Origin of the sequence: Streptomyces broussonetiae, from assembly GCF_009796285.1 — a bacterium.
GTDB lineage: Bacteria > Actinomycetota > Actinomycetes > Streptomycetales > Streptomycetaceae > Streptomyces > Streptomyces broussonetiae.
In genome coordinates this window covers 8455124-8474466 of sequence record NZ_CP047020.1, presented here as the reverse complement: position 1 = coordinate 8474466, position 19343 = coordinate 8455124, and the positions used below count along the sequence as shown (strand labels likewise).

General features: G+C 70.9%; 15 protein-coding genes. 3 read left to right on the top strand and 12 right to left on the bottom strand.

Annotated elements, in window-relative coordinates; translation table 11 throughout:
• Positions 1 to 21: 21 nt before the first annotated feature.
• Genes GQF42_RS38650 through GQF42_RS38640 form a run of 3 tightly spaced genes read right to left on the bottom strand, consistent with a single transcriptional unit; the run spans position 22 to position 3618 of the window.
• Positions 22 to 1050 (bottom strand): ABC transporter permease, encoded by a 1029-nt coding sequence (locus GQF42_RS38650; protein ID WP_158927747.1) that lies wholly within the window; start codon positions 1048 to 1050, stop codon positions 22 to 24.
• Positions 1043 to 2557 carry a sugar ABC transporter ATP-binding protein gene (locus tag GQF42_RS38645; RefSeq protein ID WP_158927745.1) on the bottom strand — a complete coding sequence of 505 codons (1515 nt, stop codon included), beginning with the start codon at positions 2555 to 2557 and terminating at the stop codon, positions 1043 to 1045. Before GQF42_RS38645 ends, GQF42_RS38650 begins: the two co-directional genes overlap by 8 nt.
• Positions 2554 to 3618, bottom strand: coding sequence for a sugar ABC transporter substrate-binding protein (locus tag GQF42_RS38640; RefSeq protein ID WP_158927743.1), 1065 nt, complete (start codon positions 3616 to 3618; stop codon positions 2554 to 2556). The genes GQF42_RS38645 and GQF42_RS38640 overlap by 4 nt, the downstream gene beginning before the upstream one ends.
• A gap of 207 nt (positions 3619 to 3825) precedes the next feature.
• Between GQF42_RS38640 and GQF42_RS38635 the strand changes: the two genes are divergently transcribed.
• Positions 3826 to 4527, top strand: coding sequence for a FadR/GntR family transcriptional regulator (locus tag GQF42_RS38635; protein ID WP_158927742.1), 702 nt, complete (start codon positions 3826 to 3828; stop codon positions 4525 to 4527).
• Between the two features lie 149 nt (positions 4528 to 4676).
• On the opposite strand, the gene GQF42_RS38630 is transcribed toward GQF42_RS38635, so the two are convergent.
• Genes GQF42_RS38630 through GQF42_RS38605 form a run of 6 tightly spaced genes read right to left on the bottom strand, consistent with a single transcriptional unit; the run spans position 4677 to position 12431 of the window.
• Positions 4677 to 7697 carry an alpha-mannosidase gene (locus tag GQF42_RS38630; protein WP_158927740.1) on the bottom strand — a complete coding sequence of 1007 codons (3021 nt, stop codon included), beginning with the start codon at positions 7695 to 7697 and terminating at the stop codon, positions 4677 to 4679.
• Between the two features lie 30 nt (positions 7698 to 7727).
• Complete coding sequence (locus GQF42_RS38625; protein ID WP_199272945.1) at positions 7728 to 8042, bottom strand: hypothetical protein; 315 nt, start codon at positions 8040 to 8042, stop codon at positions 7728 to 7730.
• On the bottom strand, positions 8039 to 9295 hold the full coding sequence (locus GQF42_RS38620) for a glycoside hydrolase 5 family protein (RefSeq protein ID WP_158927738.1): 1257 nt from the start codon (positions 9293 to 9295) through the stop codon (positions 8039 to 8041). Before GQF42_RS38620 ends, GQF42_RS38625 begins: the two co-directional genes overlap by 4 nt.
• A gap of 29 nt (positions 9296 to 9324) precedes the next feature.
• Positions 9325 to 10230, bottom strand: a complete 906-nt coding sequence (locus GQF42_RS38615) for a carbohydrate ABC transporter permease (RefSeq protein WP_158927736.1) — start codon at positions 10228 to 10230, stop codon at positions 9325 to 9327.
• Positions 10227 to 11138 carry a carbohydrate ABC transporter permease gene (locus GQF42_RS38610; protein ID WP_158927734.1) on the bottom strand — a complete coding sequence of 304 codons (912 nt, stop codon included), beginning with the start codon at positions 11136 to 11138 and terminating at the stop codon, positions 10227 to 10229. Before GQF42_RS38610 ends, GQF42_RS38615 begins: the two co-directional genes overlap by 4 nt.
• 6 nt (positions 11139 to 11144) lie before the next feature.
• Positions 11145 to 12431, bottom strand: coding sequence for an ABC transporter substrate-binding protein (locus GQF42_RS38605; RefSeq protein ID WP_158927732.1), 1287 nt, complete (start codon positions 12429 to 12431; stop codon positions 11145 to 11147).
• 257 nt (positions 12432 to 12688) lie between these two features.
• On the opposite strand from GQF42_RS38605, the gene GQF42_RS38600 reads away from it, so the two are divergent.
• Positions 12689 to 13723 carry a LacI family DNA-binding transcriptional regulator gene (locus GQF42_RS38600; RefSeq protein WP_158927730.1) on the top strand — a complete coding sequence of 345 codons (1035 nt, stop codon included), beginning with the start codon at positions 12689 to 12691 and terminating at the stop codon, positions 13721 to 13723.
• Between the two features lie 600 nt (positions 13724 to 14323).
• On the opposite strand, the gene GQF42_RS38595 is transcribed toward GQF42_RS38600, so the two are convergent.
• Positions 14324 to 16660, bottom strand: a complete 2337-nt coding sequence (locus GQF42_RS38595) for an alpha-L-fucosidase (protein ID WP_158927729.1) — start codon at positions 16658 to 16660, stop codon at positions 14324 to 14326.
• Between the two features lie 210 nt (positions 16661 to 16870).
• Here GQF42_RS38595 and GQF42_RS38590 point away from each other — a divergent pair, with 210 nt between their 5' ends.
• Positions 16871 to 18220, top strand: a complete 1350-nt coding sequence (locus tag GQF42_RS38590) for an amidase (protein WP_158927728.1) — start codon at positions 16871 to 16873, stop codon at positions 18218 to 18220.
• Between the two features lie 7 nt (positions 18221 to 18227).
• Here the strand turns inward: GQF42_RS38590 and GQF42_RS38585 are convergent, their stop codons facing one another.
• Together GQF42_RS38585 and GQF42_RS38580 are read right to left on the bottom strand one after the other, a co-directional pair.
• Positions 18228 to 18713: a GNAT family N-acetyltransferase gene (locus GQF42_RS38585; RefSeq protein ID WP_158927727.1), complete on the bottom strand. Its 486-nt coding sequence runs from the start codon at positions 18711 to 18713 to the stop codon at positions 18228 to 18230.
• A 98-nt stretch (positions 18714 to 18811) separates the two neighbouring features.
• Positions 18812 to 18988: a hypothetical protein gene (locus GQF42_RS38580; RefSeq protein WP_158927726.1), complete on the bottom strand. Its 177-nt coding sequence runs from the start codon at positions 18986 to 18988 to the stop codon at positions 18812 to 18814.
• Positions 18989 to 19343 lie beyond the last annotated feature (355 nt).

Below are 19343 nucleotides of genomic sequence, written 5' to 3'. Positions count from 1 at the left end.
CTTCGTCATGTCCGACGTTCGTCAGTCCTGGGCGCGGCCCGTCGTCACTCGGGCGATCATGAGGGCGACGAGGATGATCCCGCCGTAGATGGCCTGGATCCAGAACGACGGGACCTGGGCGAGGGTGAGCAGGTTCTGTACGACACCCAGGAGCAGGACGCCGGTCAGGGCGCCGAACATGGTGCCCTTGCCGCCGTCCAGGCTGATGCCGCCGATCACCGCGGCGGCGAACACCGTGAAGATCATGTTCTGGCCCTGGTTGGCGCTGATCGCACCGACGTAGCCGGTCTGCAGCAGACCGCCGACGGAGGCGAGCACGCCCGCGACCACGTAGACACCGAGCATGACCCGGTCCACGCGGACGCCGGCGGCGCGGGCGGCGTCGGCGTTGCCGCCGATCGCGTACAGGGCACGGCCGGTGCGGTGGTACTTCAGCAGGAACCCGGTGACGGCGAAGGCGACCGCGGCGAGCCACACGGACAGCGGGACGTTGAGGAAGGTGGTGGTGGCCGGCGAGTAGAAGCTGTCGGGCATGCCGAACAGGGTCTTGCCCTTGGTGGCGCCGACGAGCAGTCCGCGCAGCACGATGAGCATCGCGAGCGTGACGATGAAGGCGTTGAGCCGGAACTTCACGACGAGGATGCCGTTGAAGGCGCCGACGGCCGCACCGGCCACGGGAATCGCCAGCAGGGCGAGCCCGGCCGGAAGATCCGCGCCCCAGCCGGACTGGCTCGCGGGCAGCACCAGCAGGGCGCCGATGGCCGGCGCGATGCCGACCACCGACTCCAGGGACAGGTCGAACTTGCCGGTGATCAGGACGAGGGACTCGGCGAGCACGACCATCGCGAGCGCGGCGGAGGCACCGAGGATCGAGATCAGGTTCCGCTCGGTCAGGAAGGAGTCGTTGACCAGGGCGCCCAGCACCATGAGCAGCAACAGGGCCGGTACCAGGGCGAGTTCGCGCGCTCGGCGCAGCAGCACGGTCCTGGCCGACCGCGCGTCCGGGGTCCTGGGGGGCGCGAGCGGCGGGGCCGCCCGGGTGTCAGCCATGGTCAACTCCTTCGATGGAGGCGATCAGCTCGTGGTCGCGCCAGCCGGCCGGGTGTTCGGCGACGACACGGCCGTGGAAGAGGACGAGGACGCGGTCGCAGCGGCGCAGGTCGTCGAGTTCGTCGGAGACGACGAGGACGGCGGTGCCGTCGTCGCGGGCGCTGTCCATGCGGGCGAGCAGCGACTCCTTGGACTTCACGTCGACGCCCGCGGTGGGGTTGATCAGGACCAGCAGGCGGGGGTCGGAGGCGAGGGCGCGGGCCATGACGACCTTCTGCGCGTTGCCGCCGGACAGGTCGGACACGGGCTGGTCGGGGCCTTCGGCGTGGATGTCGAGGCGGTCGATCAGCCCGGCGGCGAAGCGGCGCCGACGGTCGGTGGCGACGAAGCCGAACCGGCCCAGCTGGTCCAGCACGCTGAGCGTGGTGTTGTCGCCGATGCTCATGCCGGACACCAGTCCCTGCTCGTGCCGGTCGCGCGGAACGCAGCCGACCCCGGCCCGCAGGGCGGCCCGTACGTCACCGAACGGCAGTTGCCCGCCGTCCAGTTCGGCGCTGCCGCCGGTCGGGGTGTGCAGTCCGGCGAAGGACTCGGCGAGTTCGGTCTTGCCACTGCCGCTGGAGCCTGCGAGTCCGACGACCTCGCCGCGCCGCAGGGTGAGGTCGACGCCGTCGTACGCCGGGGAGGTGAGCCCGCGCGCCTCCAGCAGGACGGGGGCATCTTCGTCGACCTGCCGTTCGCGGACACCCTGTTCGGTGACGGACTCCCCCGCCATGGCCTCCACCAGGGCCGCCCTGGGCAGGTCGGCGACGGGTGCGGTGGTGATCCAGCGGGCGTCGCGCAGCACGGTGACCGTCTGGCAGACCTCGTAGACCTCCTGGAGGTGGTGCGAGATGAACAGGAAGGTGACACCGGAATCCTGCAGGGAGCGCATCCGCGTGAAGAGCCGCTCGATCTCCCGGTTGTCGAGCTGGGCGGTGGGTTCGTCCAGAACGATGAAGCGGGCACCGAAACTCAGCGCCCGGGCGATCTCCACCATTTGGCGGTCCTCGACCCTGAGGTCGGCGGTGCGGGCCTCGGGGTCGACGTGCACGCCCCAGGTGCCGAGCAGCTCGGCGGCCTCGCGGCGCAGCCGGCGCCAGCTGATGAGGCCGCGGGCGGCGGGCTGCCGGTTGAGGAACAGGTTCTCGGCGACCGTCAGTTCCGGGACGACCGTGGGTCTCTGGTACACGCAGGCCACCTTGCGGCGCCAGGCGTTCCGGTCGGCGAGCGGGGGCGCGCTCTCGCCGTCGAAGCGGACCGTGCCCTCGTCCGGGGCCTGCAGTCCGGTGAGGACGTTGACCAAGGTGGACTTGCCCGCGCCGTTGCGGCCGACCAGGGCGTGGGACTCGCCCGCGCGGACGGTGAGCCGGCCGTCGGCGAGGGCGACCGCGGGACCGTACCGTTTGACGATGCCCCGGGCTTCCACCAGCGGGGTGCTGTGCGGGGTGACCTCGGGGGTGCTCATTTGACCGTGTTGCCCCACAGCTTGGGGTCGTCGACGTTGGCCTTGGTGACCAGGGGTGCGGGCAGTTGGTCCTCGAGGATCCCGCTCGGCAGCTTGACGATCGTGGAACCGTGGTCGGTGGGCCCGGGCTTGAACGTCTTCCCGGCCATAGCCGCCTTGATGTAGTACAGGCCGTACTGGGCGTAGGCGTCGGCGGGCTGGGAGACCGTGGCGTCGATCTGGCCCTTGCGGATGGCGTCGAACTCCTGCGGGATGCCGTCGTTGGAGACGATGTCGATGTGGCCCTGCTGTCCGGCGGCCTTGAGCATGCCCTTGGACTTGAGGGTCTGCAGGGTCGGCGCGAGGTAGACACCGCCGGCCTGGAGGTAGATGCCCTTGATGTCGGGATTGGCGTTGAGCAGGGTGTCGAGCTTGGCGGCGGCGGTGTCGGACTCCCACTTGGCCGGGATCTCCAGCACCTTGAGCTTCGGGTACTTCTTCTTCACGCAGGACCGGAAGGCCTCGGAGCGGTCGCGGCCGTTGACCGAGGCGAGGTCGCCCATGACCTGTACGACCTTGCCGCTGGTGATGTGCTGCCCGAGGTAGTCGCAGGCCTTCTCGCCGTACGCGACGTTGTCGGCGCGCACCACCATGGCGACCTTGCCCTTGTCGGGCGCGACGTCGACGGCGACGACAGGGACGCCCTTGCGCGCGGCCTGGTCGAGCCCGGCCTGGATGGCTGCGCTGTCCAGCGGCGCGACCACCAACCCCTTGACGCCCTGGGTGAGTTCGTTGTCGATGTCGGTGATCTGCTGCGAGGGGTCGCTGTTGGAGTTGACCGTCTTGAGGACCTGAACGCCCTCGGACTTGGCCATCTTGGGTACGTAGTCGTTGTACGACTGCCAGAACGGCGAGGTCAGCAGCGGCAGGATCACGCCGACCCTGCCGGTTCCGCCGCTGCCCGCGCTCGCGGTGTCCTTGGTGCTGCCGCAGGCGGCGAGCATGAGCGAGGCGCCGGCGGCCAGAGCCGCCGCGCCGATGATCCGGGACCTGCTGCGCTTCCTCACTGTGCTGGCGGGCATCTCGCGGCTCCTCGTTGAGGGTGGTGTCGAGGTGGTGTCGAGGGTGTTCGAGCAGACGCCGCATACTTATCAGACCAATAAGCCGATGCAACACCCTCGTGCAGCGAAAATTCCGGCTTTCGCGCCGTAGTGGTCCGACCACTCTGCTGGTTAGACTGCGTTGCACCGGGTGACCGGGCGTCGGCACCGGGTGGCTGGAGGAGTGGCGTGGACGAGGCAGCCCCGCAGAAGGGCACGGTGACCCAGCGCGCCATCGAGGAGATCAAGGCGATGATCGCCGAGGGCCGGCTGGAGCCGGGCCAGCGGCTGCCCACCGAGCGGGATCTCGCCGTCCAGTTGGGCATCTCCCGCAGCTCGATGCGGGAGGCGATCCGCGCGCTGACGGTGATGGGTGTCCTGGAGGCCCGGCACGGCTCCGGGATCTACGTCACCGCGCTGGAGGCAGGCGACCTGCTGGAGACCTTCGGTGTGGTCGCGGACCTCTCCCGGGGCCCACGCCTGGTGGAACTGCTGGAGGTGCGCCGGATCCTGGAGTCGACGGCGACCGCGCTGGCCGCCGCGCGCATCACCGCTGACCAACTCGCCGCCGTCGAGAAGCACTTGGCGGCGATGAACGCCACCGACGACCCCGAGGAGATCCTCGCCCACGATCTCGCCTTCCACCGCGAGATCGCCGCCGCGGCGGGCAACGAGACCATGGCGGCGATCCTGGAGGGCCTGTCCTCGCGCACCTTCCGCGCCCGGGTCTGGCGCGGCTACCAGGAGGAGGGCGCCTTCGCCCGCACCCGCCGCGAGCACGCCCGTATCCACCGCGCCCTCGCCGCCCGCGACCCGGAGGCGGCACGGGCGGCGGCAGCGGCCCATGTGGGCGAGGTGGAGGAGTGGCTACGGGCCCAACTGGGCCCATGACCTCACCGACCGTGGCCCGCACCGGGCGCGGCTCCACACGTGACCCGACCGAGCAGAGCCCGGGGCGGTCGGCATCGGCCGCCTGGCCACCAGGGGCACCCCGTGACCACCGCCCCCCGGACTCCGAGCGGCGTGATCCGCGGCGCCCGTCAGGCCCGCCGTAGCCTGAGCGTCACCAGCTCGAACGGCCGCAGTCGTACGGTGATCCGCGCGCCGTCGCGCCGCGGCGGCCCGCTGTCGCCGACCGGCCGTTCCAGCAGGTCGGTCACGGTGACGTCGGCGACCTCGAAGCCGGCCGTGAGTGTCGCCCGGGCCCGTCCGCCGTGGGCCTCGTGGAAGCGGACCACCACATCGCCGCTGCCGTCGTCGGCGAGTTTCACCGCCGTGATCACGACGGCGTCGTTGTCGACGGTGACCAGCGGGGCCACCTCGTGGGTGCCGGTCAGCGGGCGCTGTGGCAGGTTGATCCGCCAGCCCTCGCGGACCGCGTCGGCGACCGAGGCACCCAGGACCAGGGCGTGCCGGAAACGGTGTACGCCCTGGTCGGTCTCGGGGTCGGGAAAGCGCGGGGCACGCAGGAGGGACGCGCGCACCGTGGTGGTGGTACCGCGATCGCCACCGGTCCGCACGGTGCGGGTCACATCGTGGCCGTACGTCGAGTCGTTGACGACCGCGACACCCCAGCCGGGCTCCTCCAGGTGCATGAAGCGGTGGTTGCACGCCTCGAACTTGGCAGCCTCCCACGAGGTGTTGGTGTGGGTCGGCCGGTACACGTGCCCGAACTGGGTCTCCGAGGCGTACCGTTCGGCGTGCAGGTCGAGCGGGAAGGCCAGTTTCAGGAACTTCTCCCTCTCGTGCCAGTCGACCTCGGTGTCGATCAGCAGCCGCCGTTCGCCGGGCGGCAGGGACAGCACCTGGGTGACACGGGAGTTCCCGAAGGACCGGGTGATCCGCACCGAGGTGCCGTCCTCGCCGGCGCTCACCTCGTCCACGTCCGTGAGGTCCGTGACCGTGTTCCGGTAGAACTCGTCCACGTCCCAGGCGTCCCACATGTTCGGGAAATCCGGGTGGAGCTGGAGCAGATTGGCGGCCGTGCCCGGGGCGACGCTCTCGCGGTCGGCCTCGATGTCGTGGGCGGAGACGACGAGGCCACGGGCGTCGACCTCGACGCGAAGGAGTCCGTTGCCCAGGACGTGTCCGCCCGCGGCGCGTGGGGACAGCGTCGTGCCCTGCGGCGTGCGCGGCGTTCCGGCCCCGCCGGCGGGCACACCGTCACGGCTGTGCGGCGCCGAGTTGAAGACCAGCGTCCGCGCCCCCTCCCCCGCCAGGGCCCGCTGAGCCGCGCCGATGAGGTCGTTCAGTTCCCCGGCGATCCGGCCGTACGTCGCCCGTGCCTCCCGGTGCACCCAGGCGATGGACGAACCGGGCAGGATGTCGTGGAACTGGTGCAGCAGCACCGTCTTCCAGATGCGGTCCAACTCCTCGTAAGGGTAGGGGAATCCGGTGCGGACGGCGGCCGTGGCCGCCCACAGCTCCGCCTCGCGCAGCAGGTGTTCGCTGCGCCGGTTGCCCTGTTTGGTCTGCGCCTGGCTGGTGAGGGTGGCGCGGTGCAGTTCGAGGTACAGCTCACCGGCCCACACGGGCGGCTCGGGGTACTCGGCCTCGGCCTTGCGGAAGAACGCGCGCGGTGTCTCCCAGACGACGGTCGCGGAGCCTTCGAGGTCACGCAGCCGGGCCGCCTTGGCGACCATCTCGCGTGTCGTGCCGCCACCCCCGTCGCCCCACCCGGTGGGCGCAAGGGAGTGCCGGGCCCTGCCCTTGTCCCTGAAGCTGCGTTCCGCGTGGGCGAGTTCGCTGCCCTTCATGGCGCAGTTGTAGGTGTCCACCGGCGGGAAGTGGGTGAAGATCCGGGTGCCGTCGATGCCCTCCCACTGGAAGGTGTGGTGCGGGAACGTGTTGGTCCGCGACCACGAGATCTTCTGGGTCAGCAGCCACTTGGCGCCGGCCGCCCTGATGATCTGCGGAAGTCCTGCGGCGAAGCCGAACGTGTCGGGCAGCCAGGCCTCCTCGTTCTCGATGCCGAACTCGTCGAGGAAGAACCGCTTGCCGTGGACGAACTGACGGGCCATGGCCTCCGAGCCCGGCATGTTGGTGTCCGACTCCACCCACATCCCGCCGGTCGGCACGAACCGTCCCTCGGCCACCGCCTTCTTCACCCGTGCCCACACCTCGGGCCGGTGTTCCTTCACCCACGCCCACTGCTGCGCCTGGGACATGGCGAACACGAACTCCGGCTCGTCCTCGATGAGTTGCGTCATGTTGGAGGTCGTCCGCGCCACCTTGCGGACCGTCTCGCGCAGCGGCCACAGCCACGCCGAGTCGATGTGCGCGTGCCCGACGGCGCTGATCCGGTGCGCGGAGGGCACGGCGGGGGCGGACAGCACACCGGTGAGCCGTTCCCGGGCCCGGGCCGCCGTGCCGCCCACGTCCTGGAGGTCGACGGCGTCCAGGGCGCGCTCGACGGCGCGCAGGATGTCGTACCGGCGGGCGGAGTCCACGGGCAGCTCGGCCATCAGCTCACCGAGCACCTCCAGGTCCATGACCAGCTGCCAGACGGTCTCGTCGAAGACGGCGAGGTCCATGCGGGCGAGCGTGTACTGCGGCTCGCTGCCCGCGGTTTCCTTGTCGCCGAGCTGCGTGGGCAGGAAGGGGTGGTAGTCGAGGACGACCGGGTTGGAGGCGGCCTCGATGTGCAGGCGCACCTCCTCGCCGCCCTCGACGGGCGCGCCGATGCGCACCCACTGGTTGCGTGGGTTGAGGCCCTTCACCGCAGAGCCGTCGGGCCGGTAGACGAGACCCTCGCACTGGAAGCCGGGCATGTTCTCGTCGAAGCCCAGGTCGAGCAGGGCCTCGACGGTCTTGCCCGCCCACTCCTGCGGTACGGCCCCGGTCACCCGGAACCAGCTAGTGCCCCAGGGCGCGCCCCACCGGGCGCCGACCTCGACGGGCTCCGGCTCGGCGGCGATTCCCTCCGCGACCGGCACGGGTTCGCCGGGCGCGTGCCAGACGGCGACCCGCAGCGGCACGGACTCGGGGTACACGGCGGGACGGATGCGCTCGTCGAGGACGCGCCTGAGGCGGGCTTCCACCAGAGTGCGGTCGTCATGCATGCGGGGTGCTCCCTGCGGGGTTCCGGGTGATTACCAGGTGTGGGTGACGGTGACGGGGGCCGAGGTGGTGTACAGCTCCCCCACGGCGCGCCGTTCGAACCGTCCCGCGCTCGCCCCTTGTTCGCCCTGCAGGCCGGCGAGGCGGCAGGCGTGCCGGCAGGTGCCGCCGAGGAAGCGGCGGGTGCCGTGCGGCAGGAGGCGGTGCAGTTCGTAGTGCCGGACGGTACCGGGGGCGGCGCCCCGGGCGAGGCGGAGGCCGCTGCCGCTCGCCGCCGTGACGCGGGCGTTCGGGTGCGCGGCCGGGGTGGCGGCGGCGAGCGGGACCGTGCGTCTGGTGGGGTTCACGAGCGGGCGCCTCCGCGTGGGGTGAGGAGCACCTGGTCGGGAGTGACGACTTCGGTGATGCCGCGTACGGCGAGGTGGTCCTTGTCGTCCGCACGAACGTCGAGGACGGTGGTGGGGCGGGCGCCGTCGGCGACCAGCCGGAAGAAGGCGTCGAAGACGTCTCCGCCGGGGGCGCAGCGGGAGCGGCGCTCCGGTTCGCCGGGCACGACGAGAGCGGTGGTGCGCACGGCCGGGGCCGGACGGGTGCGGTGTGCCGCGTCGGCGAGCACGCGGGCGATGTCCTTGGGCGCGCGAGCGCTGGTGAACAGGCCGAGCCCGTATTCGAGTTCGGGGAAGTCGGCGAGGTCGCGGGCGACGTCGTACGAACACCACCAGGTGATGCCCCACAGGTCGGGGCAGTCCAGGGCATGGGTGAGCGTCGCCTCGGCGAACGCGGCGGCGTGCTCGGCGGGCACGAGCGGGGCGGGTGCGCCGACCTCCTGGAGCCACACGGGCCGGTGCGGCGCCCCGGCCCAGGCCTTGCTCAGTTCGACGAGATAGGCGGCGTGGTGCTCGGCCGGCACGGAGGTCCGGCCGTGGCGCTGGGCGGTGCCGTTGAACACCCAGGAGTGCACGGCCGTGACGTCGCCGAGGCGGGCGGAGTGGGCGGGGGTGAAGGGCTGGTCGTCCTGATACCAGGCGGCGTCGTAGGAGGCGTGCAGATGGAGCCGGCCCGGGGCGCCCTCGGCGCAGGCGCCCAGCATGCGCACGAGCCACCGCTCGGCCTCCTCGGCCGTGATCCGGTCGGGGTCGGGGTGCGGGCCGGCGGCGAACTGGTTGACCTCGTTGCCGACGGTCATGCCGAGGAAGTTGGGGCGGTCGGCGAGGGCGGCGGCGAGGGCGCGCAGGTAGGCGGCCTCGCCGTCCACCACGTCCGGGTCGGTGAACAGGTTGCGCCGGTGCCAGGTGCGGGTCCAGGCGGGCAGGAAGTCGAAGCTGCTCAGGTGTCCTTGCAGACCGTCGACGTTGACGGCCAGGCCGCGTTCGGCGGCGGCGTCGACGAGGGCCACGAGCTGCTCGACGGCGTGCGGGCGGATCAGGGTGCGGTTGGGCTGGAAGTAGGGCCACAGCGCAAAGACGCGGATGTGGTCCAGGCCGAGCGCGGCGATCGCGTCGAGGTCGGCGCGCACGGAGTCGAGGTCGAAGTCGAGCCAGTGGTGGAACCACCCTTCGCTCGGGGTGTAGTTGACGCCGAAGCGCACGGCAGGAGGCATGGGTGTCCTTGCGGGAAGGTGGACGTCGGTCAGCCCTTGACGGCGCCCTCGCCCACGCCACGGAAGAAGTACCGCTGCAGACAGGCGAAGAGGGCGATGAGCGGGGCCACGGCGATCACGGTGCCGGCGGCGACGAGCCGTTCGTCGTTGGCGAAGGTGCCGTGCAGATAGTTCAGGCCGATGGTGAGGGTGAACTTGGAGGGATCGCTGAGCACGATGAGCGGCCACAGGAAGTCGTCCCAGGCGCCCATGAAGGCGAAGATCGCGACGACGGCCACCGTCCCCTTCACCGAGGGCAGCGCGATGCGCAGGAACCGCTGCCAGACGGTGGCGCCGTCGACGTAGGCCGCCTCCTCGATCTCGTACGGCAACGAACGGAAGGCGTTGCGCATCAGCAGCACGTTCATCGCGCCGATCGCGCCGGGCAGGACGACGCCGATGAGGGTGTTGTTCAGGCCGAGTTCGCGCATGGTGGTGAACTGGGCGATGACGATGCCCTCGACGGGCACGAGCATGGCCAGCACGAACACGAGCGTGGTCACGCGCCGGCCGCGAAAGCGCAGCCGGGCCAGGGCGTATCCGGCGAGGGCCGAACCGACGCAGTTGGTCACGACGTTGGCGGTGGCGACCTTCAGGGAGTTCAGGGCGTAGTCCCAGACGGGGATGGTGTCGGCGACCCGTGCGTAGTTGTGCAGGGTGGGATGAGCGGGCAGGAAGCTGGGCGGCGAGCTGTAGATGTCCTCGGTGGGGCCCTTGAGGGAGGTGGACAGCTGCCACAGGAACGGGCCGACGGTCAGCGCGAGGACGGCGAGAAGCAGCAGATAGCGCCAGACCAGCTCGCCGACGCGGACTCGGCGGCCGTGCTGGTCGGTCAGGCGCGGCTCCCGTCGCACGGTGACGGTCCTCTCGGGCCGTACCTTCTCCAGGACGCTCACGGCTCCTCCCTGCGGTCGGTACGCAGCACGAGCAGCATGAGCGCGACGGTGACGAGGAAGACGACGACGGACAGGGCGGAGGCATAACCGACGCGGCCGGTCAGGCCGGTGCCGGTGCGCTGGACGAGCATGACGAGGGTGGTGTCCTCGCCGGCCGGGCCGCCGTCCGGGCCCGCCATCAGGTACACCTCGGAGAACACCTTGAAGGCGGCGACCGAGGACAGGGCCGCGACCAGCACCATCGTGGAGCGCACGGCGGGCACGGTGACCGTGAGGAAGCGGCGCAGCGGTCCCGCGCCGTCCACGGCGGCGGCCTCGTGCAGTTCGCGGGGCACGTCGGCCAGCGCCGCCAGGTAAATGATCATGTAGTAGCCCAGGCCCTTCCACACCGTGACGGCCATGGCGCTCAGCAGGAGCAGCCACTGGTCGCTGAGGAAGCCGACCCGGCCGATCCCGATGGCCTGCAGCAGCGAGTTGACCAGGCCGCGTTCGTCCAGCAGCCACACCCAGATCAGCCCGACGACCACGATCGAGGCGACGACCGGGGTGTAGAAGGCGGAGCGGAAGAAGGTGATGCCGGGGATGTTCTTCTGCACCAGCAGCGCGAGCAGCAACGGCAGGACGACCAGGGCCGGTACGACGCCGAGGACGTAGAGCGTGCTGTTGCGCAGGCCGGTCCAGAACATGTCGTCGTGCAGCAGCTCGCGGAAGTTGGCGAGGCCCACGAAGCGGCCGGGCAGCAGGGTGCGGCGGTCGGTGAAGGAGTTCACCAGGGTGGAGACGAACGGGTAGAGCACGAAGGCGCCGGTGACGAGCAGTCCGGGTGCGGCGAACAGCCAGGGGCTGTGCGGGAGTTGTCGCCGGATCCGGGCCGGTGGACGGTTGGTGACGCGGAGGGGGACGGCCATGGCCGCTCAGCCCTGCTGGAGCAGGCGGTCGGCGGCCTTGACAGCGTTGTCGAGAGCCTGCTTGGGGCTCTCCTTGCCCTGGAGCGCCTTGGCGACCTCGTTGCGCAGCGCGGTCTTCATCTGGTCGCTGAACAGGACGGGTGTGTAATTGACCGCATTCTTCAGGGACTTGGCGGCGGCGATACGCACCCGGGTCTCGTCGGTGCCGTCCTCCTTGGTGAAGTACGGGTCGTTCAGGGAGCCCGCGGTGCTCGGGAAGATGGCGACCTTCTTGGCGAACGACATCTGGTTCTGCGCGTCGGTGACGAAGTGGGCGAAGGCGACGGCCGCCGGGGTGTGCCTGGTGCGGGAGTTGACCATCACTCCCATGACGTACATGTTGACGTGCCCGGTGCTGGTGATCTGGTCGGTGATGCCGATGTTCCTGTACAGGCTCGGCGCGTTCTTCTTGAAGTTGCCGAGGTCCAGGGCACTGCCGGGGTTCATGGCGACGGCGCCGGTGAGGAACTTCTTGCCGGAGGACTCCGGGGTCGCGGTCAGCGCCTGCGGATCAAGGGCGCCCGCGTCGTACAACTGCTTGTACTTGGTGAGGAGTTCGACTCCCTTGGTGTCATTGAAGGCGAATGCGCTGCCCTGCTGGTTCATCAGCGGGACACCGTAGCGCCCGAAGTCCTCGATGGTGGGCACGTTGGCGAGGGTGGCGACCTTGCCGCCGCTCTTCCTCGCCATCTGCAGGGCGTCCGCGAAGAGTTCGTCATACGTCCTGGGCGCCTGGTCGGGGTCGAGCCCGGCCTCGCGGAAGAGGGCCTTGTTGTAGAAGAGCGGGCCGGTGTTCAGATACCACGGGAAGGCGTAGGTGCCGCTCAGGCCCGGCACCTGGTGACTGGCCCAAGCCCCCTGCAGATACTCGGACTTGTATGTGCCGGCTGCCTTGTCGAGGTCCATGGCCAGCCCGGCGCGGGCGAGCGGGGCGACCAGGTCCGGGGAGACGTTGACGACGTCGGGCAGGGTGCCGCCGCCCGCGTCGGCGCTGAGCTTGTCGGCGTAGCCCTCGGCGGGCTGGTCGATCCACTTCACCTGCGTGCCCGGATACTTCTTCTCGAAGTCGGCGATCAGCCCCTCGAAGTACGACTTGAAATTGGCGCGCAGGTTCCAGGTCTCGAAGGTGATGTTTCCCTCGACCTTTCCGGAGGCGTCGGTCGAGCCGCCGCCGTCACCGCCCGAGCCGCAGGCGCTCAGCGGCAGGACGAGGGCGACGGCAGCGGCGAGGAGGGCTCTGCGAGGTGTGGGCACGGTGACACGGCTCCCTTGCTGTGTCCGGCAGTTGGGGGTGCCAGAGACCATGCACGGGCCGTTCGGAAAAAGTCAACGGATTCGCGAACTAAAGAAATATGGCGTTCATTAGTGCAGGTCAGAGAGTTCGGTTCGAGAGGTTGTCACGGTTCACTAATGCGCTTTAGGGTCTTGACACTCAAGCGCATTAGCCAACAACACCCGGAAGGGGGTGCAGTGTGCCGCCGACCAGACGGTCTCCCGCACGCCGGCCCACGATGAAGGACATCGCCCGGCGTGCAGGGGTCTCCGAGAGTGCGGTCTCCTTCGCCCTGAACGACCGCCCCGGTGTCTCCGAGGCCACCCGCGCCCGGGTCCGCCGGGTCGCCGAGCAGCTGGGCTGGCGCCCCAGTACGGCCGCCCGCGCGCTGTCCGGCGAGGGCGCGGCCACGCTCGGCTTCGTCCTCGCCCGTCCCGCGCACACCCTGGGCGTCGACTCCTTCTTCCTCCAACTCGTCTCCGGCATCCAGGAAGTGCTCGCCGAACGCCATCTGGGCCTGTTGTTCCAGATGGCCGAGGACGTGGCCGACGAGTGCGCGGTCTACCGGCGCTGGTGGGCGGAGCACCGGGTGGACGGCGTCCTGGTGGCCGACCCCCGCGCCGAGGACCCACGCCCCGGCCTGCTCGACGAACTGGGCCTGCCCGCCGTGGTGATCGGCGGCGCACCCGAGGTGTGCCATCCGGGGCTGTCCACGGTGTGGGCGGACGACGCGGGTGCGATGGCCTCGGTGGTGGACGAGCTGACGGCGCTCGGCCACCGCCGGATCGTGCACATCGCCGGCCTGCCCGACCTGGCGCACACCCAGCGCCGGATCGCCACGCTGCGTGCGCAGGCGCTGCGACGGGGGCTGAGCGAGGTCCGCTCGGTGCCCACCGACTACTCCGACACGGAGGGCGCCGCGGTGACCCGCCGGGTACTGGACGGCTCCCCCGCTCCCACGGCGCTGATCTACGACAACGACGTGATGGCCGTGGCGGGACTCTCGGCGGCTGCCGACCTCGGCTTCCGCGTCCCGCAGGACGTCTCGGTGGTCTCCTGGGAGGACTCGGCCCTGTGCCGCATGGTCACCCCCCAACTCTCCGCGCTGTCCCGCGACAGTGCGGAGTTCGGCCGCACGGCGGCACGCGAACTGCTGGCTCTGCTGGACGGGGACGCGGCCCGCGCGGTGGGGGTGCCGGTACCCCGGCTGACGGGACGGGGCAGTACGGGCGCGGCGGCTGCGCCGCGGGAACGCGGGCCCGGACTGCCGTAGCCGCGGCCGTGGTTACGGTCGGCGCACGGGAAGTCCTTGGTGTAGTAGCTCCGGCTGTTGGCCTCCGGGGGGTGTCGCTCTTCACCTTGGGTTCCCGGAGCAGCCGGTTGAGCTTGTGGTAGGCCATCTCGCGGACGAGGTTCTCCAGCCAGGGCAGGGAGATGTGGATGCAGCAGGGTGCGGGTGCGGTAGAAGGCACCGGTCGCGGTGGCGCCGGTGACCGACGGCCGGGCACCCGAGCGCAGTTCGTACCCCTTGGCGCCGAACGAGGTCCGCGGCGGCTCGATGCCGATCACGACGTCGTCCGACCTGGCCCCGCCCGTCACGACGGGACCGTGCCGTGGCCCGGCCCGACGCCCGCAGGTCCTCGGCGAGGGTGTCGGCCACTCGGCGTTCGGCGCCGCTGCCGACGACCAGCCGGGTTTGTCGCCCGTAGGCGTGACTCCCGTCCCTGCCCTCCAGTTGACGAGAGCCGGTGCGGTGAGCGGGGTCGGCGGCCGCGCCCGCCGGGCGAGTGCGGGAACCGGTGGGACGAACAGTGCCAGGGCCGAGGCGATGCCGAGCAGCAGGGAGTGTCCCCTGCTGCGTCTGCCGCCTCGCTCAGCCATACCACTGCACTTTGAACACCCACACGTACCGGCCCGCCTTGCGGGCCGCCTCCGGGACGTCGACCACCAGCGAGCCGCCCGTGACGGTCCAGGTCAGGGGGCGGTCGTACCCCAGCATCGTCACCTTGTCCCCGGGCCGCACCGGCACCGGCGCCTGCACGGTCAGCTTCGCGCCCGGCTCGGCGAGGGAGTGGATGTAGAAGGCCTCGTCGGGGCGGACGGTGAAGCGCAGGTCGTCGCCGAGCTGGGCCGTGCGGGACCAGTACGTGGTGTCGTACACCGCCTCCCCGTTCACCCTCAGCCACTGGCCCGTCTCGCGCAGCCGGGTCTGCATGATCTCGGGGATCGTGCCGTCCGCACGCGGGCCGATGTCGAGGAGGAAGTTGCCGTTCTTGGAGACGATGTCGACGAGGCTGCGCACGACCTCCTCGGCGGTCATGTAGGCGGAGTCGGGGGTGGCCCGGTTGTAGCCGTAGCTGAAGGGGTCCAGGCCCCGGCTGGCCTCCCACTTGGCGACGACCGTGTTGTCGTACGTCGTGTACTCGGGGGTCGTGAAGTCGTGGAAGGCGATGCCCGAGCGGTTGTTGACGGTCACGTCGATCGGACGGGCCCGGTTCTTGGCGTGGTTGAAGTACTCGGCGAGGACATGGAGACTGTCGTTGGCGCCGCCGATGTCGCACCAGATGATCTCCGGGTCGTACCCGTGGATCAGCTCCAGCATCTGCGGGGCCTGGTAGTCGCGGACGTAGTCCTTGCCGGCGGTGTAGCCGGTGTACGGCACCGGGGCGAGGGTGTACGGATTGCGCGGGGCGTGGCCCATCCACGGGTTGTCGGGGTTGAACCACTCCGGCATGGAGAAGTACAGGCCCCGGTGCAGTTCGGGGGCGTAGCGGCGGCTCGCCTCGAAAAGTTCCTCGACCAGGTCCCGCTTGGGGCCCATCTTGACGGCGTTGCGGTCGCAGACCTTGGTGTCCCACAGGGCGAAGCCCTCATGGTGCTTGGAGGTCAGCACGTGGTACTGGGCGCCCGCGTCACGGAACAGCTCCACCCACGCGCGCGGATCGAACTTCTCGGCGGTGAAACGGGGGATGAAGTCGTCATAGGCGAAGTCCTCGCCGTAGGTGTCCCGGTGGTAGGCGTACACGGCGTCGGCCGGGTCCTGCATGTGGTCCCAGTACCACTCGGCGTACTCCTTGCCGACCGGCGACCACGCGGGCACGGAGTAGACACCCCAGTGGATGAAGATGCCGAACTTGGCGCCCTGGAACCAGTACGGCGCCTGGTGCGCGGACAGGGAGTCCTCGGTGGGGGCGTAGTCGGCGGTGCCGAGGGTCAACGCGGCCTTGCCCGCGGTCACTCGGGCGCCCCGGCCGGTGACCGTCACCGTGCCGTCCGCCCGGGTGCCCGCCGCCGTGCCCGGGCGGTTGCGGATGCCGATGCGGACGCGCGCCTGTTCGCCGGGGTCGAGGCGGCGGACACGGGCGGGCTGGACCGTGCGGGCGCCCGGGACGTCGACCGCCACCGAGACACCGTCGGCGGCCAGGACGGCGACCGTGCCGGCGTTGACGACGGTCGCCTCCACGCTCTGCGTGCCGGCCGGTTCGAGCAGGGACGGTGTGGAGTGCGGGGAGCGCAGAGCCAACGCCCGTCCCTCGGCGGCCGGTTGGAGGGTGAGGGCGAAGATGTGCAGGGAGGTCTTGTTCGCCTCGGCCGGGCTGGTGACGGGGAGCGTGACGGCGACCGCCTCGCGGCGCGGGTCGAACCACACCTCCGAGACGCCGATGCCGACCTCGTGCTCGTCCCTGCCGCCGTCCGGCCGGTAACGGTAGGGCGCCGACAGCGGGCCGCCCGCGGAGTACCAGTCGGCGCCGCCGAGCCCCGCGGTGGTGGTCGTGCCGTCCGCGTAGTGCACGGTGGCCTGCCCGAAGGCGTCACCGTAGCTGCCCGCGGTGAGGAAGAACGCCGACAGATAGCGGCCCTTGGGCAGGTCGAGGCGCTGGCCGAGGGCGACGACGTTGTTCTTGGCGCCCTCGGTCGAGGCGGGGAAGAGGAAGGGAACGCCGTCGACCTCGACGCGGCCGGCGGCCAGTTCCTCGCCTGGGAAGGTGTACCCGGATCCGTCGAAGTCGCCGCCGCGCGCGGAGGCGGTGTCGATGCCGTCGTTGTCGTAGAGGACGTCGAGCGGGACGGAGACCGGATCGGGTACGGCGACCCAGGGTCCTTGGCGTTCGGCGGCCCGTGCGGATGTGGCCGCGGTGAGGGGGAGGGCGGCCACGGCGGTCACGCCCGCCGCCGCGCCCAGGATTCGCCGTCTGGGATACGTGCTCATGAGCGGCTCCCATACTCTTCCGAGTCATCGGACGTCTGATGATTGTGGGGGGATTACGGGACTGTCAACGGGGCTGTGGCTGCCGAAAATTGAAGTAGAGATCGGATGACAGATCACCGGTCCGTGATCGGCCTCTCGACGTGTGGCGCCCGACCGGGCACAGTTCTCCCTGCGCCTCGATTCATACCGACGAGTAGCCAAGGAGTGCCCGTGACCGAGTGGGCCGGCCGGACCGCCGCAGAGATCGCCGCCGCCGTACGCGCGAAGGAGGTCACGGCTCGGGAGGTGGTGGCGGAACACCTTGCGCTCATCCAGCGGCTCGACCGGCGGATCGGGGCGTTTCGCACGGTGCGGGCCGAGGCGGCGCTCACCGAGGCCGACGAGCTGGCCTCGCGTGCCGATCTGGCCGAACTGCCCCTTGCGGGTGTCCCGTTGGCCGTGAAGGACAACCTGGCGGTGCGCGGCGAGTCCCGGCGCGACGGCTCGGCCGCCACACCCGACACCCCGGCCGACGCCGACCATGTGACGGTGGCCCGGCTGCGCGCGGCCGGTGCGGTGGTCGTGGGACTGACGAACGTGCCCGAACTGTGCGTCTTCGGCACCACGGAGGGCGTGTACGGCACGACCCGCAATCCGTGGGACCTCTCGCGCACGGCGGGCGGCTCCTCCGGCGGCAGTGCGGCGGCGGTGGCCGCGGGACTGGTACCGCTCGCGCTCGGCAACGACGGCATGGGCTCGCTGCGCATCCCGGCCGCGAACTGCGGTCTGGTCACGCTGAAGCCGGGGCACGGGGTGGTGCCCGCCGGGATCGGCCACGGCGACTGGTTCGGCATGGCCGAGAACGGCCCGCTGGCCACGACGGTCGAGGATCTGCGGCTGATGCTGGACGTGCTCGCGGACACCCCTGTACCCCGGGCCCAGGAGCCCGTGTCGCTACGGGTCGCGGTGGCCCTGCGCAGCCCGCTCGCCGGGACCGGCGTGAGCAGGCCGTATACGACCGCGGTGCGGGAGGCGGCCGGGGTGCTGGCACGGGGCGGGCACCAGGTGCGCCGGGCCGAGCCGCCGTATCCGCTCTCCCTGGGCATCACCGCGCTGCGGCACTGGACGGCGGGGACGGCCGTGGACGCCGAGGGCCTGGACCCGGCGCGGCTGGCCCGGCGGACCCGGGTGCACGCGGCGCTGGGCCGGCGGTTCGTCGGCCCGGTCCGCAACGGCGACAGCCGCGAGCGGCTGCGCGCGCAGCTGATGCCCTTCTTCACCGAGCACGACGTGCTGCTCACCCCGGCGCTGGCCCGCCGCTCCCCCGCGGCCGGCCCGTGGCACGAACGCGGCTGGCTGCGCAACATCCTCGCCAACAGCGCGTACTCCCCGTTCACCCCGCCATGGAACCTCACCGGCTGGCCCGCGATGTCAGTCCCTGTCGGCAGGCTCCCCTCCGGTGCCCCCTGTGCCGTCCAGCTCGTCGGGCGCCCGGGCTCGGAGGACGCCCTGCTGGGGCTGGCGGAGGAACTGGAGAAGCGGCGGCCCTGGCAGCGCACGGCACGGGTGGCGGGCCCCTGAGCCCCGCCTACTCGAGTGACCGGTACATGATGTGCAGCCCCACCCTGCCGTGCCTGGGGTGGTCGAAGGCCTGGGGAACCGTGCCGAGGATCCTGAAGCCGAGGGAGGCCCACAGGCCGACCGCGGGGTTCGTCTCGACGACGGCGTTGAAGACCATCGCGCGATAGCCGTGCGCCCGGGCCTCGGCGAGGAGGTGCTCGGCCAGGGCCCGGCCGATGCCCTGCCCCGCGCGGTCGGGGTCGACCATGAAGCCGGCATTGGCCACCCGGGAGGCGGGGCCTCCGTAATTGGCGGTCAGGTAAGCGGTTCCGACCACGTCTCCCGCCGCGTCCTCGGCGACGTAGACGCGCTTGGCCGGGCCCATCCACAGCGCACGGGCGTCGTCCTCACTCGTGCGCGGGTCCCAGGTGTAGGTCTCGGCGGCGGCGACGATCCGGTGCCAGAAAGGCCAGATCCGCGGCCAGTCGTCGGCCACGGCTCGTCTGATCGGCACGGGTGTGGGTCCGCGTCCCGCACGGGCGTGGTCCCGCCCGGTCGTCACCGGCGGCCACGCCCATGCGTACGGCGATCGCGAACGGTTCTGCCCGGGGCTCAGTCGACGCTGGGCAGGATGTGCGGCTCGGCCAGGTCGTCCTCGTAGCCCGCGAGGCGGATCGGGGCCGAGCGGGCCCACACGTCGAGGCTCCCCAGCTCTCCGGGCCGCCGTCGGCCCCCGCGCTCCGTGCGTTCCTTGGGGCGCTGCTCGCCATTCGTCTTCTCCGGTGTCACCGCGCACTCCTTATGTGTCGGGTCACCCTTGGGGGCCTGCCGGACAGCATGTGCTCCGGTGCTGGACGCCCGCTCGGGTCTGGATGGAAGGCCAGTTCGGACGCGGTGGCGCCGGTACGTACGGACGATGGGTCTGGGTGGGACCCACTACTGCTGCCCGTCCCTACCAGATTAACCAAATGAGCGGATGTCCGCTCGATAGGGAGTGCAAACAAGCTGTAACTAATACGAGTCATGCAGCACCCCAATGCCCATCAATATGCCGCTATTTGCCACAAAGCGCATCACCAAACCCTCACTGCGATTCACCCGGTTGGTCTACTCGGCGACGCGACACGGTTCAGGTGCCGTTGGC

Bases quoted from the DNA above. Each gene is read 5' to 3' on its own strand.
- GQF42_RS38645 (WP_158927745.1), bottom strand. From the start codon at position 2,557: ATGAGCACCCCCGAGGTCACCCCGCACAGCACCCCGCTGGTGGAAGCC.
- GQF42_RS38610 (WP_158927734.1), bottom strand. From the start codon at position 11,138: ATGGCCGTCCCCCTCCGCGTCACCAACCGTCCACCGGCCCGGATCCGG.
- GQF42_RS38595 (WP_158927729.1), bottom strand. From the start codon at position 16,660: ATGAGCACGTATCCCAGACGGCGAATCCTGGGCGCGGCGGCGGGCGTG.
- GQF42_RS38640 (WP_158927743.1), bottom strand. From the start codon at position 3,618: ATGCCCGCCAGCACAGTGAGGAAGCGCAGCAGGTCCCGGATCATCGGC.
- GQF42_RS38650 (WP_158927747.1), bottom strand. From the start codon at position 1,050: ATGGCTGACACCCGGGCGGCCCCGCCGCTCGCGCCCCCCAGGACCCCG.
- GQF42_RS38600 (WP_158927730.1), top strand. From the start codon at position 12,689: ATGAAGGACATCGCCCGGCGTGCAGGGGTCTCCGAGAGTGCGGTCTCC.
- GQF42_RS38630 (WP_158927740.1), bottom strand. From the start codon at position 7,697: ATGCATGACGACCGCACTCTGGTGGAAGCCCGCCTCAGGCGCGTCCTC.
- GQF42_RS38620 (WP_158927738.1), bottom strand. From the start codon at position 9,295: ATGCCTCCTGCCGTGCGCTTCGGCGTCAACTACACCCCGAGCGAAGGG.